Consider the following 21,862-nt stretch of genomic DNA (forward strand, 5'->3'; position numbering starts at 1 on the left):
CCTTGGACCTGACGGAACCCGCCGGCCCGGTGCGGGTGCGGGTGGGGCGCCCTCTCGAACTCCTCGCGCGGTGCCGCTCGCCGTGCGGCACACGGTTCAGAGCAGGGCCTTCAGCTGCTCGGCCAGCGCGTCCCAGCGCCAGCGTTCCACCACCCACTCCCTGCCCTTCTCGCCCATACGGGCCCGCAGGGCGGGGTCCTTCAACAGCGCGCCGACACGCTCGGCCGTCTCTTCCGGTGAGCCGCCCCGTACGACCCAGCCCGTCTCCCCGTCCAGCACCGCGTCGGGCGCGCCGCCCGAGTCGCCGGCGACGACGGGCAGTCCGGTCGCGGAGGCCTCCAGGTAGACGATGCCGAGCCCTTCGACGTCGAGACCCTTGCGGCGGGTGCGGCACGGCATCGCGAAGACGTCCCCGGCACCGAAGTGGGCGGGCAGCTCGTCCCAGGGGACGGCACCGGTGAAGCGCACCGCGTCGGCCACCCCTGTGGAAGCTGCGAGCTTCTCCAGATCCTCGCGGTACGGGCCGCCGCCCACGATCAGCAGGACGGCGTCCGGCACTTCGGCGAGGATGCGGGGCATCGCGCGGATCAGCGTGTCCTGCCCCTTGCGCGGCACCAGCCGGGAGACGCACACGACCACCGGCCGCTCGGCCAGGCCGAGTTCGGCCCGTACCGCGTCGCCTCCCGACCCGGGGTGGAAGGTCTTCTCGTCGACGCCGGGCGGCAGTTGCACCATGCGGGCGGCTGCCTGAGGTGTCAGGGCGCGCGCGATCCGGGAGCGGGTGTACTCGCCGAGGTGGGTGAGCGTGTCCGTGCCCTCCCCGATACGGCGCAACAAGTGCCGGGAGACGGGAAGTTGGGCCCAGGCGGCCTCGTGCCCGTGGGTCGTGGCGACGAGCCGCCGGGCCCCTGCCCTGCGCAGCGCCGGCGCCATCAGGCCCAAGGGCGCGGCGGCGCCGAACCAGACGGAGCCGCAGCCGTGTTCGCGCAGCAGACCGGCGGCACGCCGGGTGACCCTCGGCGTGGGCAGCAGCACAGCCGCACGGTCCCGCACGACGGTGAAGGGCTGTTCCGCGTCGAACCGGGCCGTCTCCGCCGCTCCCTCCGGACCGCGCTTGGAGGTGGAGGCGTAGACGACGACCCGCGAGGGGTCCAGACGCAGCGCCATGCTGTGCAGGAATGCCTCGATGCCGCCCGCCCGGGGCGGGAAGTCGTTAGTGACGATCAGGGTCTTTCGCATCGACGCCGACAGTACCGTCCGGGTGACGCCCGGCGCCCCGCCCCCTGACAGCGGCATGAACGGCCGTACCCGCACGGCATGATGTCGCGGGCAGCGAGCAGGCACATATGAGCGAAGGCGGCGGGAGCCGCGCGAGGGAGACGACAGGGCGGACATGACGGACAGCACGACAGCGCGCACCCCCAGGCCGGCAGACGACGACGTGCCCGGTCCCGGAATCGGCAGCACCGGCGGGGCTCGCGCCGCCGGCGGCGGCAGAGACGGTGCGAGTGGCAGCGGGGGCGCCCACCGGCGCCGGGACAGCCGGACCACTCGGACCGGCCGGGCCGGCCGGGCCGGCCGGGAAGACCGGGACCGCCAGGAGCGCCGGGAGCGCCGGCTCCGTCTCGCAAGCTCTCTCCTCGCACCCGCCGCGCTGTGGATCGTCACCCGTGCGGTCCTGCTGCTGTGCGTCTTCAAAGTGGTCACACTGCCGGGTCCCGACTTCACCAACGACGTCGAGGCGATCTACCAGGGCTGGTTCGGCGTACTGAAGGAGGGCACCTTCCCGCAGGACGACGTCACCTGGCAGTACCCGCCCGCCGCCGCCCTCGCGGTCCTCTCACCCGCGCTGCTGCCCTTCCTCGACTACCCGTCGGCTTTCTATCTGCTGGCGTGCGCTGCCGACGCCGTCGTCTTCGCGCTGCTGACGCGCTACTCGGCGCGTCCCGGCATGCGCCGCGCAGGGCTGTGGGGCTGGGTCGCCGGGGTCGCGCTGCTCGGTCCCACCGCGTACGCCCGCTACGACCTGATGGTCACCGCCGTCGCCGTCGCCGCGCTGCTCGCCGCCGCCCGGCATCCGCGGACAGCCGGGGCGCTGGCCGCCTTCGGGGCGATGCTGAAGGTGTGGCCGGGACTGCTGCTGCTCGGTACACCGCGCGATCGCGCCTTCCGGTCGGCGTGGACGAGCGCCGCCATCACGGGCGCACTCGTCCTGGGCGTCTTCGCCGTCTCGATGCCGGGCGCCTTCGCCTTCCTCGGCTTCCAGCAGAGCAGGGGCACCGAGGTGGAGTCGCTGGGCGCCCTCGTCTTCCACGTGGCACGGCAGTTCGGGTGGGAGGGGCAGGTGCTGCTCAACTACGGCTCGATGGAGTTCATCGGCCCGTACGTGAACCTCGTCAGCGACGCCGCGCTGGTCCTGACCGGCGCCGCCTTCGCCTGGCTGCTGCTGTGGCGGCTGTGCGCCGTCGAATGGGCCCCCTCCACCCCGGCGGACGCCGCCCTGACCGCCGTGCTGCTCTTCACGACGACCAGCCGCGTCATCAGCCCGCAGTACATGATCTGGCTGGTCGGCCTGGCGGCGGTCTGCCTGACGCTGCGTACCACCTGCCAGGCGCTGCCGTCCGTACTGGTGCTGGTCGCTACCGGTGTGACGCTGCTGGAGTTCCCGCTGGGCTTCGGTCACGTCGTCGAGAGCGACTGGGAGGGTGTCGCCCTGCTGGTGGTGCGCAACGGGCTGCTGGTGGCCGCTTCGCTTCTCGCGTGCCTGCGTCTGTGGCGTACGACGCGGGCGGGGACGGCGCGGGGTACGCGGGCCGCGGCGGGAGAAGAGACGAAGGCTGCGGACGTCACGACAGTTCGTCCCGCACGTACGAACGCCACCGCTCGGTGAACTCGCGCAGCGTGAGGCCCAGTTCGGCTCGCATGGCGCGGTCGACGCGGGCGCGCTCCTCCTTCGGCCGGGCGCTGCCTGAGCCGGCGGAGTCGCCCGGGCCGGCGGAGTCCCCGACCCGCAGGTAGAAGTCGAGCAGCCTCTCCCCGCCCCACTCCTCCGCGATGAACCGGCACGCGAGCCAGCCGCCCTCGTACGCCCGTCCCAGCGCCTCGGGGTCGTTGCCGAACTCGAACTCGCGGTCCGAGGGCAGTTCACGCGGCAGCTTCCCCGCCGCGGCGGCGCGGGCGAGTTCCGCCGCGGCGCTCCTCGGCGTACGGCCGGTGCCGCGGTAGCCGATCCAGTCGGCGAGGCCCTCGGAGAGCCACATGGGTGTGAGGGGACCCGTGTGGGTGCGGGTCGCGACGTGCACCGTCTCGTGGGTGACGACGACCTGCCGCCCCTCCTCGCTCAGTTCGCCGTATGCCTCGGGGTTGACCACGATCCGGTCCGCGGGCGCGTTCACGGACTCGCCCGCCTCGCCCGTGGTGACCGCCGCGATGCCCTCGTAGGACGAGGCGGGCGCGTCGAGCAGCTGCGCCATGCGCCGCAGCGAGGCGGGGGCCTCCACCACGACCCGGTCCGGCCAGGGGCGCGTCCACACCTCGTCGACCTGGGAGACCGCCCGGTCGGCGTCCTGCGCGAGCCGGCGCAGTTCTTCCCGGGAGCGGCCGACTCCGAGCACGGAGCTGTGGTCTCCGCGTACCACTGCGATCTCGCCCTGCTCCCACAACTGCACTTCGCTGCCGGGCAGTTCGGCGCTGACGTACCACCGGCCGCCGCGCTCGACGAATGCGAGCCGCTCGGTGGCGGTGACCGGGGCGCGGTCGTCGCCTCGCAGCCGGTAGCGCAGGCGCACCTGCGCCTCGACGCGGCTGCCGCCGTCCTGTCCCCCGCCGGCCTCCGTGGCCCCCGTGGCCCCCGTGTCCCGCAGTTCGGAGGTCTGGTAGGTCCACTGTGTGAGCCGCAGCCGCTGGAGGTTGTCGAACACCTCGCGCTGCGCCGCGCGGTAGCGTCCGGCATGCGGATCGACCTCCGCCAGATACCGGCTCTCGTGTCCGCCGCGCACGGCCGACGCCTGCCGCTCCAGAACTCGCTGGATCTCCGCCCGTTCACGGTCCGCACCGTCGTCGGAGCCGCCGGGCCCGCAGCCGCACACCGCCGCCAGCAGTACGCCCGTCACCACCGGCGCGACGGCCCTCAGCCGCTCGCGGGGCGGTGCGCCGGGCCGGCCGTCCGCGCGGACCGGGCCGGGCGGGCTGCTCCCGCCGGCCGCATGGCCGCATGCGTCACGCCACTGTCCAGGACCGCCCACGTGGTCGATCGTACGGGCGCCGCCGCGACCCGGTCCGCGTCAGGTGCCGTCGGCGGGCAGGGCGTCCACGCCGCCCGCACCGGTCCCCGCCCGCACAACGCCGCACGGCGCGGCGCGGCGGCGCGGGGAGGCCGTCCGGCTCCCGTCGGCTCAGGGACGGGTGACGGCGGAGACCGGCATCATGTTCACCGGGTCGTAGCGCACCGGGGCGCCGGGATGCGGTGCGTGCACGACCTGTCCGCCCCCGACGTACATCCCGACGTGGCTGGCGTCGTCGCGGTAGATCACCAGGTCGCCGGGGCGTGCCTGGCTCAGGGGCACCTGCCGCCCGGCCGACCGCTGGCCCTGCGACGTACGCGGAATCCCCGTGCCCGCCCGGCCGTACGCCCACTGCGTGAGCCCCGAACAGTCGAAGGACCGGGGACCGGCGGCGCCCCACACGTACGGCAACCCGACAGCGGACCGGGCGGCGGCGACTGCGGCCGCGGCGCGGTGCGAGGACGCAGATCCGCCGCCGGGCGAGAAGGACTCCCCGCGCCCACGGGCCCGCGACGCCCGCTCGCGTTCCGCGCGCTCCTCGGGCGTGAGCTCGGCCAGCAGGTGCCGCGCCGCCGCGAGCCGCTTCTGCACGGCCTTCTTGTGCTGCTTCAACTCCGTGCGGCGGCGCTCCAGTTCGGCGAGCTTCATGCCCGCCTCGGCCCGCTGCTGCTTGAGCGAACGCTGCGCGCTGCGCAGCCTCGTCAGTTTCTCCTGCTGGCGGCTTCCGATGCGGTCGAGGGTGGCGGCTCTCTCCAGGTAGCCGTCGGGGTCCGCCGTGAGCATCAGCGCGACGCCGGGGTCGACGCCGCCCGAGCGGTACTGCGCCCCCGCGAACGAAGCCAGCGCCGCGCGCAGCCGGTTCACCTGGGCCTGTCTGCGGGCGGCCCGCTCCTGCGCGTACTCGACCTGCTTGCGCAGTCGGGCGGCGCGCTCGGCAGCCGCGTTGTACTTCTCCGTGGACTTCTCGGCCTGTTCGTAGAGCCTGTCGATGCGGGTGCCGGCAGCGCGGGCCGAGGAGGCGGTGCCGTGACCGTCGTCGGGACGGGCGCCCGCCGGTGCTGCGGGGGTCAGCGCCGCGGCGGCGCCCGCGACCGCTGTCAGGAGGACGACCCTCGTAGGCCAACTGCCGCCGGACCTGGCGGGTTTTCGGTGGGACCGGTACGAGACCACTGCGGACGAGCTCCTTCCGTGAGGGCATGTCCTGAGAGTCCCGCACCTGCGTCGAGCGCCCTTACGGGTTGCCGGAGCGGCTTCAGCACACACCCTGGTCGAACTGCGCGGCGAATCTAGCCGCACAGCGAGGAAGGATTCACGCACCGCGCACGGCACGGAAGTCGGCCGGAACGCGGCGACCCCGCCGATGACGCAGGTCACCGACGGGGTCGAGGGTCATCACGGCACATTCGTCATCACCCGGACGAACGACACTGCGGGGCGCCTGTGCTGACGTCCCCGGTGCCGGGCCGGGAGGGGCGTGCCGCGGAAGCGGTCAGCCGATCCGCACGCCGAACTGGAAGGGCATGTTGTTGATCGACTCGTAGCGCACACCGGCGCCCGGCTTCGGGGCGTGCAGGATCTGCCCGTTGCCCGCGTAGAAGCCGACGTGGTGCTGGTCGCCGTAGAAGATGACCAGGTCACCGGGGGCGAGTTGGCCTCGGCCGATCTGCGTCCCGGCCTTCGCCTGGTCCTGGGATATCCGGGGAAGCGAGACGCCGGCCTGGCTGTACGCCCAGGAGGTCAGCCCGGAGCAGTCGAAGGAGCTCGGGCCGGTCGCGCCCCACACGTAGGGCGCACCGATCTTGCTCTTCGCCGCGGAGAGCGCGGCGGCGGCGCGCTGCGAAGCGGAGGCGTCGCCGCCCAGGTCGACGCGCGAGCTGGCAGCGCGGTCGGCGCGCGCCTGCTGCGCGGCGAGACGCGCACGCTCGTCCGCCGTGAGCGTGTTGAGGAGCTTGCGGGCCTCGGAGAGCTTGGCCTGGATCTTCTTCTTCTTCTCGCCGAGCTCCTTACGGGTGTCGGCGAGGTCATCGAGCTTGTCCGAGGCTTCCTTGCGCTGCTGCGCCAGGTCGCGCTGCTTGCCCTGGATCTTCTTCAGGGCCTCGGCCTGCTTGGTGCTCAACTGGTCGAGCGTGGAGGCCTTGTCGAGGTAGCTGTCCGGGTCGGAGGAGAGGAAGAGCTGCACGGACGGGTCGACGCCGCCGGTGCGGTACTGCGCGGTGGCCATCGAACCGAGGCCGTTGCGCATGTCGTTGAGGTCGTCCTGACCGCGCGCCACGCTGTCCTGCAGGTTGTCCACCTGCTCTTCCAGCTTCTTCTGCTTCTCCTTGGCGCCGTTGTACTTCTCGGTTGCGCCTTCGGCGTCCTCGTAGAGCTTGTCGACCTTCTCCTTGACCTCCTTCTCGGAGGCCTTGGGTTCGGCTTGCGCCGCCTGCGTGGTGAGAGCGACGGCCGCTGCTGCGGTCGCCGTGAGCACGGACACGCGACGAGTGCGGCGGGGCTGCTTGGGACGACGGTGGGACGCCACTGGGGCGAGCTCCTTCTTCCTCAGCCGCCTGCCGGACTGACACTCCGGCCCCACGTCGCCGGCGGCTCGGTGGAGAGAGGCGGTCCCCCGCTGCCGCCCCGGATGGACGTCAACCTCGCGGAGGTTCGGGGCCAGACATTAGCCACGGGTATTCGTCGGATCAAATCACTCTGGGAAAAAACCCGTCACACAACCGGATTCTTTACTCAGTTCGCACAGCGAGCGATGGGGAAGTCACACAGTGGTGCGAACAGAGTCCTCACGCCCCTGTGTTGACCTTCACACGTCGTTCACCGGTACGCGGCAGCCCCACGGGCCCCGGCGGTTTCACCGCCCTCCCTCGCCGGGGCCCCTTTCTCACAGAACGGTGTGAGTTTCAACTCGTCGGGCCCGCCCCGCACCTGGAGCCGCGGCGGGGGTCGAGCGGAGTCAGCACCCCCAGCCGCGCCTCCACGGCGGCCGCCGCGTCCAGACATGTGTCCTCCCGGTACGGACGGCCGATCACCTGTACACCCGTGGGGAGTTCACCGGCGAGACCCGTGGGCACCGCCACTGCGGGGACGCCCGCGAAGCTGGTGGCGGTGCACAAGCGCAGTGCCGAGGTGACGAGTTCGTGGCCCGCCTCGTCGCGCGACTCCAGGCCGGGCTCGACCGGCGTCTCGGTGAAGACGGGGCCGAGCACGAGGGGGTACCGGTCCAGGAAGTCCGCCCACGAACGCCGGATGTTCAGCCGCAGACCCACGAGACGCATGTACTCGCTCAGTCCGGCCGTCCCGGTTCGCGCCATGCCCATCCCGAGGTAGCGGTCGCCACCCTGCCCGAGCAGCGGGGCGACCGCCGGCCATGCCTCCGCGAACTCCGTCATCAGCCATCTTCCGTACGCCTCGACCGTCTCCGCCAGTCTCGGCACGTCCTCGACCCTCTCGACGGCGTAACCCGCGTCCGCCAGCGCCTCCTCGGCGCGTCCGACGGCCCGCCGCACCTCGGGGTGGACCCCCAGGCCGCCCGGGTCGGTGACGACGGCCACACGCACCGGCCCGTCGAGGGGTTCACCGCGCGTCGGAACGGGCACCGCACGCGGATCGGAGACGTCTGCGCCCGCCAACACCTCGAAAGCGAGCCGCAGATCGGCCACGGTGCGCGCCAACGGGCCGTCGACGACGATCTGCTGGGCCCCGGGCGGCGGGTCGTCCGGTCCCATCCGGTGATCGGCGGCGAACCGCCCGCACGTCGGCTTCAGTCCGGCGACCCCGCAGAAGGAGGCCGGGACGCGGACGGAGCCGCCCGCGTCGTTGCCGAGGCCCAGCCCGGCCATGCCGCAGGCCACGGCGACCCCGTCGCCGCCGCTGGAGCCGCCGGGCGTGCGCCCGGGGTCCCACGGGTTGAGGGTCTCACCGAAGAGCTCGCTGCGAGGGTGCATGCCCGCGAGCGTGAGCGTAGGCATGTTGCTGTGCCCGACCGGGATCGCCCCGGCGGCGCGCAGACGGGCCACTGGCGGCGCGTCGCGCTCCGCGACGAGGTTCCGGAACCGGGCGGCCCCGTGCGTGGTCGGCACTCCGCCGACGGCGATGCTCTCCTTCACCGTGAAGCACACCCCGGCCAGCGGACCCGTTTCCTCGCCCCGGGCCCGTCTGCGGTCCAGGTCCGCCGCGTCCCGGCGGGCGCTCGAGGCCAGCAGCCGCGTGATCGCGTTCACCGCGGGGCCGGTTTCGGCGATGCGCGCGAGGTGACTCTCGACGATCTCCGCGGCCGACGTCTCGCCGTCCCGCACGGCTGCGGCCTGCCGCGCCGCCGGCTGCGCCCACCAGTCGCCCGTGATCCCGTCCATGACACCCTCCCGCTTTCCGATGCACTTGCATCGGAACGGTACCCTCGAAGCGATACGGGCGCATCGGAAAAGGGACGAGAAGGGGTGGGGCGGCGGTGCCGAAGCAGGTGGACCACGAAGGCAGACGGTCCCGGATCGCGGATGCGGTGTGTCTGCTGGCCGACGAGAGCGGGCTGGAAGGCGTCACCCTCCGGGACGTGGCGGCCCGTGCCGGGGTCTCCATGGGTGCCGTCCAGCGCTGCTTCGCCACCAAGGAGCAGATGCTCGTCTTCGCCGTGCGGCACATCGGTGCCCGCGTCCGCGACCGGAGCCGTGCCCGGCTGACGAGCAGCCCCGCGCAGTCCGTCAGAACCGCTCTCGGACACGCCCTCTCGGAGATGTCGCTGCTGCGGGAGGAGAACCGCGCGGAGGCCCGTGTCTGGCTGGCGTTCGTCGCGAAGGCGGCGGTGAGTCCCTCGCTGGCCGCCGAACTGCGGTCCGGCTACGCACAGTTCCACGACACTGTGGCGGCTCTGCTGCGGGAGGCCACGGGCCGCACCGATCCGCACGTCCAGGCCCGTACGCTCCTCGCGCTGGCGGACGGCCTGACCACGCATGTGCTCGTGGGTCACCTCAGCAGCGACGCCGCGCAGCAGACGCTCGACGCCCATCTGCGGACCCTGTGGGACGACGCCCCCGCCGAGTGACGGTCCGGTGGACGGCTGCCGGCGGCTGTCCCCCGGCGGTTACGCGGACGTGCCCGCCCGCCGTCCGGCACGCGCCGTCACGTGCGTCCGAGGCGCCGGAGCAGGAGAGCCGATGCCACCGGCCGGGCGCCCGCCGCCGCGCTGTCGTCCGCCACTTCGCGGTCGGAGGAGACGACCACCACCGGACGGCCCGGCGGTTCCGCCCGCACGAGCTGCCGGATCAGTTCGTCCGCTGTCTGCCCCGGCTTGCTGAAGAGCACCCGCACCCCGCGCGGCGGCGCGAGCAGTACGGGTGCGGCAAGTTCGGCCCCGTCGAAGACGCAGGTGACCTCGGCACCGGACTGGGCGGCGAGCCCTGCGAGGCCGCCCAGGAGACGCAGCCGCTGCTTGTCCAGCGGCATCGTCGGATAACCGGTCTTGGTGACGTTGTAGCCGTCGACGACCAGATGCGCCTGCGGCAGAGCGAGGAGCTGGTCGAGCAGTTCGGGGTCCGTCTCGGACAGTGCGCGAGCTGCGATGTCACGCGGCGTCATACGGCCCGGCTCGACGGCGTCGACGGTCTCGGCGGGACGGCTCTCCGTGGGCGGCAGCGCCAACTCGCGCCGCAGTCCCTGCGCGGCGTCCAGCACCGTGTCCAGCAGCAGACGGACCCGCATGTCCTCCAGGCTGCGCCCCTCGCGGGCAGCCCGACGCCCCGCCTCCAGCGCCGACTCGGTCTCGGCGAGCCGGGTGCGCAGCCGCCGGCTCTCACTGTCGGCGGCCGTCTTCTCGGCGGCCGCGGCCGAGCGCAGCGCCTCCAGGTCCGCCCGCAGCTTCCGTGCGGCGGCCTCTCCGCGTTTCACGTCGCTCTGCGCGCTGCGCAACTTCCGCTGGGTGGCCTCCAGTTCCCTGCGGAGCAACTCGACTTCGCCACGTCCGCGCTCCGCCTCGGTACGCGCGGCGGTACGGGCGGCGGCCAGTTCGCTGCGGAGCCGGGCGAGTTCACGCTGAGCCTCCTCCCCCGCCTGCTCGGCCTGCGCCCGCTGGGCCTCCTCCCCCGCTGCCGCGACGAGCTTCGGCCAGTCCGACGGGCGCAGTACGTACGCCACCGCCGCCACATCGACCGGGTCCGCGGCGGGCGGCGGAGTGGCCGAGGAGAGCGCCTCGGTCAGGTCCGGGAAGCGCTCGCGCAGTTGCTCGGCGATCCGCTCGCGGAAGGCCGCGTCCTTCTCCAGGGACGTGGCCATCGCGTTGGCGGCGAACTTGGTACGGCGCTGCGGGGTGAAGCGGGCGTACTGGCGCAGCGGGACGGGAAGTTCGGTGACCGTCAGACCGCCGAGCGCGTCCCCGGTGAGGGCCACGACGCGACGGCGCACCTTGTCGGGCAGCGGACGGTCCATGACCTCGCCCGGCCCCGTACCGGAACCCGAATCCGGACCAGAACCAGTACCGGAACCGGAATCCGGACCAGAACCAGAACCGGAATCCGGAGGGGACCCGGAACCGGAATCCGCGTGCGACTCCGGCGCGGCATCCGACGTCGACGGCTCACGCTCCCCGCCGCCGCCCGTCGCTTCCACCACCGTCACACCCGCCGTTTCTCAGACCTCTGCGCCCGGCCGGTCGACGAGCTCGACCTGGTCGGCAGTGTCGCACCACCGGCAGCGCACGGACTCGATGCTCTCACTGAGCACCTCCTGCTCCTCGACCCTGGACTCACCGGCCAGATCCAGATGGACGTACTCCACGACCCTGCTCGAACGGGTCACGTCGAAGCGCGTCAGGTTGCCGCAAAGCGTGCAGCGCCACCGGGTTCCTGCTGTGGGCCTGGGGACCGCCATTGCCTCGACCTCATTCCTTCGAGCGTTCACGGGCTTCGGTGCGGTGCGTGCACGCCTCCGTCGGTAACCCGACGGAGGCGCGGCAGTGCTTGCCGTAACCCTAAGACCTGCCGCCCGTCCCCGTGTGTCGAGGAGTCTGCCCAGTGACCGAGCCATCATGATCCGCCTCATGCCGAAGCACCCCGTGCTGACCTGTACGCTCATCGCCCTCTGCTGCCTGGTCTTCCTCATCAGCCCGGCCTCCGGCTTCCTGCCTGTCCACGGCACCGGCGCTTCGCTGCACCGTGCTCAGGCCGACTGGTTCCAGCGATGGGGTGTGCTGCCCCGCACCCTGTGGGACAGCGCCGCTCTCCGGCCGCTCCTCACCCCTCTCACCGCGCTCTTCCTGCACGCGGACTGGCTGCACCTGCTCGGCAACATGCTCTTCCTGTACGTATTCGGAGGCCCGGTCGAGATGCGTATGGGCCCTTTCCGCTTCGCCCTGTGCTATCTGAGCGTCGGCTACATCGCCATGCTCTGCTACGCCGCGGCCCACCACCACTCGGACCAGACGCTCGTCGGGGCCTCCGGTGCCGTCTCCGGGACGCTCGGAGCCTTCCTCTACCTCTACCCGAAGGCACGGGTGACCAGCGTCTTCCCCTTTCTCCTCTTTCTGCCGCTGCGCTTCCCGGCCTGGCTGGTGCTGGTCTTCTGGCTGACGCTGCAGTGGATCGCCACGCGGCAGGACGGCGACGGGCCGGGCGTCGCGTACCTCGCCCACGTGGTCGGATTCACGCTCGGCTTCCTCTACGCCTGGCTCCGATTCCGTACGGCTACAGTGGGCACGCCCGCTCCGGCGACCCAGGGAGAGTCCACACCGTGATCACCTCGATCGTGCTCATCAAGACCAGCACCGACCGCATCCCCGAGATCGCCGAACAGATCGCGGCGCTGGAGAGCGTCAGCGAGGTCTACTCGGTCACCGGTGCCCACGATCTGATCGCCCTTGTGCGCGTGGCACAGCACGACGACCTGGCGGACATCATCCCCGGCAAGATCAGCAAGGTGCCGGGGGTGCTGTCGACGGAGACCCACATCGCCTTCCGCACCTACTCGCAGCACGACCTGGAGTCGGCGTTCGCCATCGGGCTCGACTCCTGACGCCTCAGTACGGGAACGTCACCCTTCCCGGGACCACGCCCCCTGAGCGTCCCGCACGGCCTGCGGCGCCCGCGGACCTCGCGCTCCCTGCCCGCGTCCTGGTCCCGGCAGGCGCCGGGTTCCCCTCACTCGCCGCATCCGCTGCCGCACGTCCGTCCGGTACGCAGCGCCCGTCCTCCGTGCGGTAGTGCCACCGCGCCCCGTTGCGCACGAGTTCACGCACTGCCCGGACGAAGCGTTCCACGTGCTCGTCCGGCGTTCCCGCGCCGAAGCTGACCCGCACGGCGGCGAGCGACGCCCCGCCACCCGTCCCCTGTGCTCCGCACCCGCCGCGTTCGTCACTCCCGGCGCCCAGCAGCGTGCGGACGAGCGGGTGCGCGCAGAAGAGGCCGTCGCGTACGCCGATGCCGTACTCCGCGGAGAGTGCTGCGGCGAAGTGCGAGCTGTTCCAGCCCTCGACCACGAAGGAGACCACACCCACCCTGCCGTCGGCCGCCTCGCCCGGGTCGCCGGCGCCGAAGAGCGAGAGCACCTCCACCTCGGGGACCTCGGCCAGCGCGGTGAGCAGCCGCGCGGTCAACTTGCGCTCGCGGGCGACCAGTCGGCCGAAGCCGGCCTCCGTCAGTGCCCTGCACGCCGAGGCGATGGCGAAGGCACCGATGACGTTCGGGGATCCGGCCTCGTGCCGGGCGTGGCCGCTCTGCCACTCCACCGACACACCGCCGCCCGGTTCCCGTACGACACTCCGGCTGGCGCCCCCGCCCGCCAGGTACGGCTCCGCCGCCCGCAGCCAGTCGGAGCGGCCCGCGAGAACGCCCGCGCCGAAGGGCGCGTACAGCTTGTGCCCCGAGAACGCCACCCAGTCGACGCCCAGTTCACCGATGTCGACGGGGTGGTGCGGAGCGAGCTGCGCGGCGTCCAGCACGATGCGCGCGCCGTGCCGGTGCGCGGCTTCGGCAAGCTGCCTGACGGGCCAGATCTCCCCGGTGACGTTCGAAGCCCCCGTCACGCACACCAACTTCGGGCCCGCGGGCTCGGCGTGCAGTCGCTCCTCCAGCGCCGCGACGGCCCGCCCGGGCGAGCGCGGCGTGTCGAGCCACGTCGTCCGCAGTCCCCTCCAGGGGAGCAGCGCCGCATGGTGCTCGCTCTCGAAGACGTACACGCGGGTGCCCTCGGGCAAGGCGGACGCCAGCAGGTTCAGCGAGTCCGTCGTGGAGCGCGTGAAGACGACGTCGTCCGTCTCGCGGCAGCCGACGAAGCGCGCCACCGTCGCCCTGCTCTCCTCGAAGAGCGCCGTGGAGTGCTGCGAGAGGTGGCCGGCGCCGCGGTGCACGCTGCCGTAGTACGGGGCGTAGGCGGCCACTTCGTCCCAGACCCGCTGCAGGACGGGGGCGCTCGCGGCGTAGTCCAGTGCCGCGTAGGCGGCTTCGCCGCCCGTGACGAGCGGGACGCGCACGTCCAGGCCGAGCACGGGCAGCGCGGGACACCCGGAGCCGCCGCCTGCGGACGCGTCGAACGGGCCGGGACGTGTGCCGGGAGCCGCCGGGACGGCGGAGGGACGGAACGCGGGGGCGGGAACGGCGGACGCGACGTGCTGACTCACGGAGAACTCCCTCAGGACCAGGGATCCCTGGCCGGGGCCCGCCACGGGCGGGACAGCGGGATCCGTGCTTGCCGCACGACCTTGCTGTCGTACGGCCCGGTCATCACCCGGGGCACCCCACCACGGAAAGGAGGGTTGCCGGACAGCGGGCCGGGGCCTTGATCGCTGTCACTCGTGACCTGGCCGGGAGTATGGCACACAGCTTCGGCGTCGCCGTCCGGCAGTCCGCATCGCGGACGGGACCGCCCGACGGTCGTCGCCCCGGCTCCCGGAGGAACGGCGGGTCGGCGCCACGTCCGGCTGCCGGGCGCCCCGGGGCGTCGTCCCGCCCGCCCTGCGACGTGCGGGCAGGACGACGGCACCCGGTCCGTCACATGTGGCTCGCTGCCACCCAGCGCTCCAGCGCCGCGCGGGCCGCGCCGCTGTCCACCGACTCGGCCGCCCGCACCATCGCCGCGGCGATCTGCTCGGCCAGCGGGGCCTCCCCCGGTTCGAGGGCGACGAGTGCCGCCGCCGAGTTCAACAGCACGGCGTCGCGTACGGCGCCCTGCTCACCGTCGAGCACCCGCCTCGCCACATCGGCGTTGTACGCCGCGTCCGCCCCGCGCAGCGCTTCGACGGGCACGATGTCGAGCCCCACGTCGCGGGGGTCGAACGACTCCTGCCGCACCGCGCCGTCCCGTACGACCCACACCGTGGAGGTGGCCGTGGTCGTCAGTTCGTCCAGCCCGTCGTCCCCGCGGAAGACGAGGGCGGAGGAGCCGCGTTCGGCGAGCACGCCCGCCATGATCGGTGCCATCCGGGCGTTCGCCACGCCGGTCGCCTGAGCCTGTACGCGTGCGGGGTTCGTCAGCGGGCCGAGGAAGTTGAACGAGGTCGGAATGCCCAACTCGCCCCGGGCGTTTGCCACATGACGCAGTGAGGGGTGGAACTTCACGGCGAAGCAGAAGGTGATGCCCGCCTCCGAGGCCACCTCCGCGACCCGCTGGGGGCTCAGCTCCAGGTTGACGCCCAGTTTCTCCAGCACGTCCGTGGCACCGCTGGCGCTGGAGGCCGCGCGGTTGCCGTGCTTGACGACCTTCGCGCCGCAGCCGGCCACGACGATGGCGGACATGGTGGAGATGTTGACCGTCTTCGCGCGGTCGCCGCCCGTACCGACGATGTCGACCGTGGGCCCGGGGACCTCGATCACGTTGGCGTGCGCGTACATCGCCCGTACGAGACCGGTGATCTCATCGACCGTCTCGCCCTTCGCCCGCAACGCCACCGCGAAGCCCGCGATCTGCGCGTCGCTCGCCTCGCCGCGCATGATGCGGTCCATCGCCCATGCGGTGGCCTCGGCGTCCAGGTCCTCGCCGGCGAGCAGCGAAGTCAGTACGTCCGGCCAGTTGTGGGAACCCCCGGGGGCACCTCCCAGGCCGGAGGCGCTGGGGGCGGGAGAGCCGGAAGACGGAACGGCACTCATGATCCCTCCTGAGGTCCTGGAATCGGCAGAGAACGGACGTCCACCCCCGGCGCCCGCGGCTTCCGCAGGCAGCGAACGCGGCCGGCGGCGCGCACCACGAAGGCACGGGCTGGAGACCCGGCCGGGCGACTCCGGTATGCGGAGATTCCGGCCGAGCCCCCACCCTAGCCGCCTGACGCCCCGGCCAGGACATCACCCGGATACGGGCCGTGACTCGCACCCCGCACGCCGGACACCCGCGCACGCCCGAGGGGCCGGGCTCCCCTCGGGAAGCCCGGCCCCTCGTGTGCGACGACGCTGCCCCTCGGAGCAGCGGCCCCTCAGTGGTGGCCGTGGCCGCTGGTGATCTCCCGGTACTCCTCGGCGGTCGGCTTCGGAATCTGAGCCTGCTCGCCGTAGTAGCCCTTCGAGAACCGCGCGCGCAGCTTCTGGGCGCGGCCGACCTTGCGCTGGACGCCGTTCTCGTCGGTCTCCGGACCGATCTCGTACGGCTTGTGCTGCTCGTGCGCGGTGAGCGTGTGCAGCTGCTCCTGCGAGAGCTGCTCGTGCACCTCGACGAACTCGCCGTGCGGGAGCCGCTTGATGATGCCGGACTCGCGTCCGTGCAGCACCTTCTCCTTGTCCCTGCGCTGAAGTCCCAGGCAGATCCGCCGGGTGACGAAGAAGACCACGACCGGCACCACGAAGAAGGCGATGCGCACGAACCAGGTGATCGAGTTGATCGACAGGTCGAAGTGCGTCGCCACCAGGTCGTTCCCGCCGCCGATCAGCATGACCGTGTACCAGGCGATCCAGGCGCAGCCGAAGGCCGTACGGGTCGGGGCGTTCCGCGGCCGGTCCGCGATGTGGTGCTCCCGCTTGTCGCCCGTCACCCACGACTCGATGAACGGGTAGACGGCGATCGCGGCGAGCACCAGCGGGAAGACCATCAGCGGAATGAAGACACCCAGTACGAGGGTGTGGTCCCACAGGTGGATCTCCCAGCCCGGCATGATGCGGATCAGGCCCTCGGAGAAGCCCATGTACCAGTCGGGCTGCGCGTTCGTGGACACCTGGTCCGGACGGTACGGGCCCAGCACCCAGATGGGGTTGACGGTGAACGTCGCCGCGATGACGGAGATGACACCGAAGACGAGGAAGAAGAAGCCTCCCGCCTTGGCCATGTACACCGGCAGCAGCGGCATTCCGACGACGTTCTTGTTCGTACGGCCGGGACCCGCGAACTGCGTGTGCTTGTGGTAGAAGACCAGGATCAGGTGGGCCACCAGCAGGCCCAGCATGATGCCCGGCAGCAGCAGCACGTGGACGGAGAAGAACCGCGCCACGAAGTCGTGTCCGGGGAACTCGCCTCCGAAGAGGAACATCGACAGGTACGTGCCGACGATCGGCACGGACAGGACCGCGCCCTCCATGAACCGCACGCCCGTGCCCGAGAGCAGGTCGTCCGGCAGGGAGTATCCGGTGAAGCCGGTGAACATGCCCAGCACGAACAGCAGGAAGCCGAACAGCCAGTTGATCTCGCGCGGCTTGCGGAAGGCGCCGGTGAAGAAGACGCGCATCATGTGCACGAACATCGCACCGAGGAAGATCAGCGCGGCCCAGTGGTGGATCTGCCGGACGAGCAGACCGCCGCGCACGTCGAAGCTGATGTCCAGCGTGGAGGCGAACGCCTCCGACACGAGCTGGCCCTGCATCGGCACGTAACTGCCGTGGTACTCCACCTCGTTCATCGACGGGTGGAAGAACAGCGTCAGGTACACGCCGGTCAGGATGATGATGATGAAGCTGTAGAGCGCGACCTCACCCAGCATGAAGGACCAGTGGTCCGGGAAGATCTTGCGCATGTTGGCCTTGGCGAGGCTGTAGATGCCCAGCCGGCCGTCCGCCCAGTCGGCGACCCTTTCACCTGCGGGTGCCTGCTTCTTCGCGGCGGTGCTCTCGCTTGTAGTACTCATGCTCGACGCTCCCAGTAGGCCGGGCCCACGGGTTCTTCGAAGTCGCCCTGAGCTTCGAGGAATCCTTCGTTGTTGACGCTGATCTTCAGCTGCGGCAGCGCGTGGCCGGCCGGGCCGAAGATCACTCGCGCACCGTCCGACAGGTCGAAGGTCGACTGGTGGCACGGGCAGAGCACATGGTGCGTCTGCTGCTCATACAGGCTGACAGGACAGCCGACGTGCGTACAGATCTTGGAGTACGCGACGATGCCCTCGTGGGACCAGTCCAGCTCCCGCTTGTCCTTGATGTCCTCGGGCTCGAGGCGGACGAGCATCAGGGCCGCCTTGGCGATCTCCTTCTGGAACTCCTCGTCGTGCTCGTCCAGGCCCTCCGGCATGGCGAACGTCAGCGAACCGACGGTGATGTCCTCGGGACGGAGCGGCTCGTGCGTGTTCTCGTTGACCAGCAGCTTGCCCTTGGACCACAGGGTGTGCTCGAGCTTGTCCTCGGGCAGCGGACCGAGGTCGCGCAGCAGTACGACACCGGAGAGCGGAACGAGCGCCAGCGCGCCGAACATCGTCCTGCGGATGAGCGGACGCCGTCCGAGCGCGGACTCCTTGGCACCCTGCCGGAAGTCGTCCATGACCTTCGCGCGGGTCTCCGGCTCGGCCGCGACCGGGTGCCGCTCGTCGACCAGTTCGTGGTCCGACATCAGGGTGCGCGCCCAGTGGACCGCGCCCGCGCCGATGCAGAAGAGCGCGACGCCCAGCGTCGTGCCGAGTGCGAAGTTCAGCGCACCGATGTTGCCGATCGGCCAGATGTGCACGTACTTGTCGACCGGCACGGTCACAAAGCTGGCGATGAAGCCCAGCGTGGCCAGCATGGACACCGTGAAGAGCATGGCCACGACGCGCTCGGAGCGCTTCGCCGCCTCCTCGTCCACGTCCTGGATGCGGGGCTCGTGCGGCGGCATACCGGGGTCGGCGAACGGGTTGTCCGCCGTGGCCACCGCACCGTTGCCGTTCTCCTGGGCGCTGGGCAGATTCTCGTCAGACACGTTCTCGTGTGATCCAGTCTCGCTCATGACTTCCTGGCCTTTGCGGTCCGAGCCGCGACCCAGACGGCGACGACGATGAGCGCGCCGAGCCCGAAGATCCAGGCGAACAGGCCCTCGGCGACCGGTCCGAGACCGCCCAGCTTGTAACCGCCGGGCTGCTCGGAGTCCTTGCTGTTCACCGTCTTCAGGTAGGCCGCGATGTCCCTCTTGTCCTGCTCGGGCAGCACCTTGTCGGGGAAGGACGGCATGTTCTGCGGGCCGGTCTGCATGGCCTCGTAGATGTGCTTGGGCGCGACGTCCTCGAGACCCGGGGCGTACTTGCCGTGCGTGAGAGCGCCGCCTTCACCCGTGAAGTTGTGGCACTGGGCACAGTTCGTACGGAAGAGCTGACCGCCGTTCGCGACGTCCGCGCCGCTCGGGTCGTACTGGCCCTTGGTGGGCGTGACAGGACCGGAGCCCAACGAGGCGACGTACGCGGCGAGCTGGTTGATCTCGTCCTGGCTGTAGATCTTCTTCTTCTCGGGCACCTGCGCGCCCGGCTGCTGCGCGGGCATACGGCCGGTGCCGACCTGGAAGTCCACAGCAGCGGAACCGACACCCACCAGGCTCGGGCCGTCGCTGGTGCCCTGGCCGCCCGTCCCGTGGCAACTGGAGCAGCCGGTGGCGTAGAGCTTCTTGCCCTCTTCGATGGCGAGGGACTGGCTCGAGGCCTGTTCGGCCTTCGCTTCGCCTGCGGGGGCGAACGCGGCGTACAGCCCCCCGGTGGCCGCCAGCGCGAAGAGTAGGACGACGAGCGCCGCCAGCGGATGGCGCCGTCGTGCGGAGAGCTTTTTCACGGATTACCCCGGTGTCAGGATCTTCTGCGTCGATGCTTCTGTTGGTGTCTGTCACTGTCCGGGACGGGCCCGGACCGTCGCCCGACCGGTTACTTGATCAGGTAGATCGTGGCGAAGAGGCCGATCCAGACGACATCGACGAAGTGCCAGTAGTAGGACACGACGATGGCCGCAGTGGCCTGCTGATGAGTGAAGCGCTTGGCCGCGTACGTCCTGCCGAGCAGGAGCAGGAACGCGATGAGCCCACCCGTGACGTGCATCCCGTGGAAGCCGGTGGTCAGGTAGAACACCGACCCGTAGGGATCCGAGGAGAGCGAGATGCCGTCCTTCTCGACCAGCTCCGTGTACTCGAAGACCTGGCCGCCGATGAAGACGGCGCCCATCACGAACGTGACGATGAACCAGCCCCGGAGCTTCTTCACGTCACCGCGCTCGGCCGCGAACACGCCGAGCTGACAGGTGAGCGAGGAGAGCACCAGGATCGTGGTGTTCGTCGCCGAGAACGGGATGTTCAGGGCCTCGGCATGTTCCTTCCAGTAGTCCGCACCCGTCACGGACCGCAGGGTGAAGTACATCGCGAAGAGGGCCGCGAAGAACATCAGCTCGGAACTCAGCCAGATGATGGTTCCGACGCTGGTGAGGTTCGGCCGGTTGACCGACGGGTGCGCGTGCCCTGTTTCTGCTGCAGTTGCTGTCGCCACGATCGACATTATGTCGGTCGCTCATCCGGCCCTTACTGCCGGGGTCCCGTTCGGTGTGTCCGGGCGGTTCCCGCCGCTCCGGAAAGCCCTTCGGCAGGCGTATGCGCCGGTGTTGAGCCGCGATGCGAGGGAGTAACATCCGCGCAGCGGCTCCACCGGCCGCGAAAGCCCGAACCGGGGACGGTTCCCGCCGGACCCTTACGTGAAAACGCGAGACCCTCAAGCGGAGGAACAATGCAGCCGACCGCCACGGTGCTGGTCTACAGCGACGACGCCAACACCCGCGAGCAGGTCCGGCTCGCCGCCGGCCGCCGGCCTGCCTCCGACGTACCCGCCGTCGAGTACGTGGAGTGCGCGACGCTTCCCGCCCTCCTGAGCACGCTGGAGAAGCAGCACGTCGACGTGTGCATCCTGGACGGCGAGACCGCGCCCGCCGGAGGCATGGGCGTGTGCCGGCAGATCAAGGACGAGATCTTCGACTGCCCGCCCGTCCTGCTCCTGATCGGACGCCCCCAGGACGCCTGGCTCGCCTCCTGGAGCCGTGCGGAGCGGGCCGTCTCCCACCCGATCGACCCGATCGCCCTCGCGGGCGCGCTGGCGGACCTGCTGCGCGAGAACAACGGGGCGCAGGCCGAGGTCCAGCCGCTGTGAACCGGTGAGCACACAGCCGTGACCGGCCCCGGGGCGCGCGCCCCGGGGCCGGCTGCTGTCAGCGTGGCCGCCCTCAGACCTGCGGGCGGAGCCTGCTGACGTCGGCGGAGCTGCCGCCGCTGTCCTGGGCGCCGGGGCGTAGTGAGCTTCCCTCCTTCCACTTCTTCCAGGACAGGTTCCAGTCCCCGAAGCCGTTGCCGAAGGGAGCCATCCGCTCGCCTTCGGAGTTGACGTGGGTGACGGGCACTCCCGGACGTACGAGGTCGAAGAACCACTGGGCGTTGCCCGTGCTCATGCCCGTGCAGCCGTGGCTGCTGTTGGAGACGCCGTGCGATCCGGACGACCAGGGGGCCGCGTGCACGTACTCGCCGCTCCAGGTCAGCCGGGTGGCCCAGTGGACGCCGAGGTCGTAGGACTCCCCGCCGCCGATGCCGACGCTGCTGCTGCGCATCCGCACGAACGACTCACGGCCGAGGACCACCTTGGTGCCGTTGCGGGTCTCGAAGCCCGACTTGCCGGTGGTGATCGGGATCTCCTTGACGACCTTGCCGTTCTTCTTGACCTTCATGCTCAGGCCGGAGGCATCGGCGAGGGCCTCCACGCGGTTGCCCGTCTTCAGCCGCAGCGACTCGGCCTTGTCGCCGTAGAGCCCCTTGCGGACCTTGAGGCCGTTCAGGCGGCTGCTGACGCTGATGGTGGAGTGCGCGGGCCAGTACTCCTTGGGGCGGTAGTGCAGTTCCTTGCTGTCCACCCAGTGCCAGGAGCCCTCCACATGGGGGCTGGACTTCACCGTCAGCGCACGTTCGACGATCCGGCGCTGTGCGGGGCTCTTGACCTTGTGGCTCAGTTCCGCGGTCACGGGCTGGGCCACGCCGTACGTGCCGCTGTCCGGGCCGAAGGTGACCCCGAGGCGCTTCGCGTGGGCGGGCTTGGTCTGGAAGTTCAGAGTCCGGCGGCCCTGCTCGCCCTCTCCGTTCTCGGTGCTGATGCGGACGGTGTAACGCACGCCCGCGGCCAGAGGTGTGGTGCTCTGCCAGCGGGTGCCGTCCTCGGAGAGCTTGCCGCTGAGGAAGCGGCCGGCGGTGTCGACGGCGGTGACGTCGGCTATTCGCCCCTCGTTGGAGGTCACCTTCAGGGGGCGTGAGGGGTCGATCGTGCTGCCCTCCTCGCCCGCGCTCACCGATATCTGATTGCTGGCGTCGTACGGGGCTCCCGCCAGCGGGTTGCCGTCGCTTCCGGCGCACGAGGTGAGGCCGACCGCGAGCGGAGCGAGTGTCAGGGCACATCCGGCCGAAATCCGGCGCTTTGTCTTCGATGAGTGATTCATAGGCCCAAG

18 protein-coding genes, 1 pseudogene and 1 riboswitch are annotated in these 21,862 nt (G+C 71.1%); of the genes and pseudogenes, 5 read left to right on the forward strand and 14 right to left on the reverse strand.

Annotation, left to right across the window (positions count from 1 at the left end; translation table 11 throughout):
- Positions 1 to 96 precede the first annotated feature (96 nt).
- Entirely contained in the window at positions 97 to 1,239 is a 1,143-nt protein-coding gene (locus ACFPA8_RS25660; protein ID WP_386452253.1) for a glycosyltransferase family 4 protein, read from the reverse strand.
- Between the two features lie 154 nt (positions 1,240 to 1,393).
- On the opposite strand from ACFPA8_RS25660, the gene ACFPA8_RS25665 reads away from it, so the two are divergent.
- Entirely contained in the window at positions 1,394 to 2,890 is a 1,497-nt protein-coding gene (locus ACFPA8_RS25665; RefSeq protein ID WP_386452255.1) for a glycosyltransferase 87 family protein, read from the forward strand.
- On the opposite strand, the gene ACFPA8_RS25670 is transcribed toward ACFPA8_RS25665, so the two are convergent.
- The 4 genes from ACFPA8_RS25670 to ACFPA8_RS25685 all read right to left on the reverse strand — a co-directional run bounded on the left by ACFPA8_RS25670 (position 2,847) and on the right by ACFPA8_RS25685 (position 8,632).
- Entirely contained in the window at positions 2,847 to 4,244 is a 1,398-nt protein-coding gene (locus tag ACFPA8_RS25670; protein ID WP_386452256.1) for a hypothetical protein, read from the reverse strand. The genes ACFPA8_RS25665 and ACFPA8_RS25670 overlap by 44 nt on opposite strands.
- Positions 4,245 to 4,394: 150 nt before the next feature.
- A complete protein-coding gene (locus tag ACFPA8_RS25675) occupies positions 4,395 to 5,453 on the reverse strand; it encodes a C40 family peptidase (RefSeq protein WP_386452258.1) in 1,059 nt (352 codons plus the stop codon).
- Positions 5,454 to 5,772: 319 nt separating this feature from the next.
- Entirely contained in the window at positions 5,773 to 6,804 is a 1,032-nt protein-coding gene (locus tag ACFPA8_RS25680) for a C40 family peptidase (RefSeq protein ID WP_386452260.1), read from the reverse strand.
- Positions 6,805 to 7,180: 376 nt separating this feature from the next.
- Positions 7,181 to 8,632 carry an amidase gene (locus ACFPA8_RS25685; RefSeq protein ID WP_386452262.1) on the reverse strand — a complete coding sequence of 484 codons (1,452 nt, stop codon included), beginning with the start codon at positions 8,630 to 8,632 and terminating at the stop codon, positions 7,181 to 7,183.
- 95 nt (positions 8,633 to 8,727) lie between these two features.
- Here ACFPA8_RS25685 and ACFPA8_RS25690 point away from each other — a divergent pair, with 95 nt between their 5' ends.
- Positions 8,728 to 9,318 (forward strand): TetR/AcrR family transcriptional regulator, encoded by a 591-nt coding sequence (locus ACFPA8_RS25690; protein WP_386452264.1) that lies wholly within the window; start codon positions 8,728 to 8,730, stop codon positions 9,316 to 9,318.
- A 77-nt stretch (positions 9,319 to 9,395) separates the two neighbouring features.
- Here ACFPA8_RS25690 and ACFPA8_RS25695 read toward each other — a convergent pair whose 3' ends face one another.
- A complete protein-coding gene (locus tag ACFPA8_RS25695) occupies positions 9,396 to 10,697 on the reverse strand; it encodes an NYN domain-containing protein (protein ID WP_386452266.1) in 1,302 nt (433 codons plus the stop codon).
- Between the two features lie 201 nt (positions 10,698 to 10,898).
- On the reverse strand, positions 10,899 to 11,138 hold the full coding sequence (locus ACFPA8_RS25700; RefSeq protein ID WP_386452267.1) for a hypothetical protein: 240 nt from the start codon (positions 11,136 to 11,138) through the stop codon (positions 10,899 to 10,901).
- A gap of 169 nt (positions 11,139 to 11,307) precedes the next feature.
- Here ACFPA8_RS25700 and ACFPA8_RS25705 point away from each other — a divergent pair, with 169 nt between their 5' ends.
- Together ACFPA8_RS25705 and ACFPA8_RS25710 are read left to right on the forward strand one after the other, a co-directional pair.
- Positions 11,308 to 12,000 (forward strand): rhomboid family intramembrane serine protease, encoded by a 693-nt coding sequence (locus tag ACFPA8_RS25705; RefSeq protein ID WP_386452269.1) that lies wholly within the window; start codon positions 11,308 to 11,310, stop codon positions 11,998 to 12,000.
- Positions 11,997 to 12,278: an Lrp/AsnC family transcriptional regulator gene (locus ACFPA8_RS25710; RefSeq protein ID WP_386452271.1), complete on the forward strand. Its 282-nt coding sequence runs from the start codon at positions 11,997 to 11,999 to the stop codon at positions 12,276 to 12,278. The genes ACFPA8_RS25705 and ACFPA8_RS25710 overlap by 4 nt, the downstream gene beginning before the upstream one ends.
- Before the next feature lie 139 nt (positions 12,279 to 12,417).
- Here ACFPA8_RS25710 and ACFPA8_RS25715 read toward each other — a convergent pair.
- The 6 genes and pseudogenes from ACFPA8_RS25715 to ctaE all read right to left on the reverse strand — a co-directional run.
- A pseudogene (locus ACFPA8_RS25715) lies at positions 12,418 to 13,755 on the reverse strand (aminotransferase class V-fold PLP-dependent enzyme); the annotation flags it as partial.
- Between the two features lie 185 nt (positions 13,756 to 13,940).
- Positions 13,941 to 14,061, reverse strand: a riboswitch (SAM riboswitch).
- Between the two features lie 190 nt (positions 14,062 to 14,251).
- Positions 14,252 to 15,346, reverse strand: a complete 1,095-nt coding sequence (gene trpD, locus ACFPA8_RS25720; protein ID WP_386452273.1) for an anthranilate phosphoribosyltransferase — start codon at positions 15,344 to 15,346, stop codon at positions 14,252 to 14,254.
- A gap of 320 nt (positions 15,347 to 15,666) precedes the next feature.
- Positions 15,667 to 17,301, reverse strand: coding sequence for a cytochrome bc1 complex cytochrome b subunit (gene qcrB, locus ACFPA8_RS25725; protein ID WP_386452275.1), 1,635 nt, complete (start codon positions 17,299 to 17,301; stop codon positions 15,667 to 15,669).
- Positions 17,298 to 18,365 (reverse strand): cytochrome bc1 complex Rieske iron-sulfur subunit, encoded by a 1,068-nt coding sequence (qcrA, locus tag ACFPA8_RS25730; RefSeq protein WP_386452277.1) that lies wholly within the window; start codon positions 18,363 to 18,365, stop codon positions 17,298 to 17,300. Before qcrA ends, qcrB begins: the two co-directional genes overlap by 4 nt.
- Entirely contained in the window at positions 18,362 to 19,174 is an 813-nt protein-coding gene (gene qcrC / locus ACFPA8_RS25735; RefSeq protein WP_386452278.1) for a cytochrome bc1 complex diheme cytochrome c subunit, read from the reverse strand. Before qcrC ends, qcrA begins: the two co-directional genes overlap by 4 nt.
- A gap of 89 nt (positions 19,175 to 19,263) precedes the next feature.
- Positions 19,264 to 19,884: an aa3-type cytochrome oxidase subunit III gene (gene ctaE / locus ACFPA8_RS25740; protein WP_386452280.1), complete on the reverse strand. Its 621-nt coding sequence runs from the start codon at positions 19,882 to 19,884 to the stop codon at positions 19,264 to 19,266.
- 225 nt (positions 19,885 to 20,109) lie between these two features.
- Here ctaE and ACFPA8_RS25745 point away from each other — a divergent pair, with 225 nt between their 5' ends.
- Complete coding sequence (locus ACFPA8_RS25745) at positions 20,110 to 20,526, forward strand: hypothetical protein (RefSeq protein WP_386452282.1); 417 nt, start codon at positions 20,110 to 20,112, stop codon at positions 20,524 to 20,526.
- Positions 20,527 to 20,599: 73 nt separating this feature from the next.
- Here the strand turns inward: ACFPA8_RS25745 and ACFPA8_RS25750 are convergent, their stop codons facing one another.
- The gene (locus ACFPA8_RS25750; RefSeq protein ID WP_386452284.1) at positions 20,600 to 21,853 is read right to left on the reverse strand and encodes a L,D-transpeptidase; all 1,254 of its coding nucleotides are present in this window, start codon (positions 21,851 to 21,853) and stop codon (positions 20,600 to 20,602) included.
- Between the last annotated feature and the right edge of the window lie 9 nt (positions 21,854 to 21,862).

Origin of the sequence: Streptomyces ovatisporus (genome assembly GCF_042653885.1) — a bacterium.
GTDB lineage: Bacteria > Actinomycetota > Actinomycetes > Streptomycetales > Streptomycetaceae > Streptomyces > Streptomyces ovatisporus.

What these genes read in the sequence shown, in the direction of transcription:
- ACFPA8_RS25660 (WP_386452253.1), bottom strand. Translation starts at nt 1,239, where the DNA reads ATGCGAAAGACCCTGATCGTCACTAACGACTTCCCGCCCCGGGCGGGC.
- ACFPA8_RS25665 (WP_386452255.1), top strand. Translation starts at nt 1,394, where the DNA reads ATGACGGACAGCACGACAGCGCGCACCCCCAGGCCGGCAGACGACGAC.
- ACFPA8_RS25685 (WP_386452262.1), bottom strand. Translation starts at nt 8,632, where the DNA reads ATGGACGGGATCACGGGCGACTGGTGGGCGCAGCCGGCGGCGCGGCAG.
- ACFPA8_RS25695 (WP_386452266.1), bottom strand. Translation starts at nt 10,697, where the DNA reads ATGGACCGTCCGCTGCCCGACAAGGTGCGCCGTCGCGTCGTGGCCCTC.
- ACFPA8_RS25700 (WP_386452267.1), bottom strand. Translation starts at nt 11,138, where the DNA reads ATGGCGGTCCCCAGGCCCACAGCAGGAACCCGGTGGCGCTGCACGCTT.
- ACFPA8_RS25705 (WP_386452269.1), top strand. Translation starts at nt 11,308, where the DNA reads ATGCCGAAGCACCCCGTGCTGACCTGTACGCTCATCGCCCTCTGCTGC.
- trpD (WP_386452273.1), bottom strand. Translation starts at nt 15,346, where the DNA reads ATGAGTGCCGTTCCGTCTTCCGGCTCTCCCGCCCCCAGCGCCTCCGGC.
- qcrB (WP_386452275.1), bottom strand. Translation starts at nt 17,301, where the DNA reads ATGAGTACTACAAGCGAGAGCACCGCCGCGAAGAAGCAGGCACCCGCA.
- qcrA (WP_386452277.1), bottom strand. Translation starts at nt 18,365, where the DNA reads ATGAGCGAGACTGGATCACACGAGAACGTGTCTGACGAGAATCTGCCC.
- ctaE (WP_386452280.1), bottom strand. Translation starts at nt 19,884, where the DNA reads ATGTCGATCGTGGCGACAGCAACTGCAGCAGAAACAGGGCACGCGCAC.
- ACFPA8_RS25745 (WP_386452282.1), top strand. Translation starts at nt 20,110, where the DNA reads ATGCAGCCGACCGCCACGGTGCTGGTCTACAGCGACGACGCCAACACC.
- ACFPA8_RS25750 (WP_386452284.1), bottom strand. Translation starts at nt 21,853, where the DNA reads ATGAATCACTCATCGAAGACAAAGCGCCGGATTTCGGCCGGATGTGCC.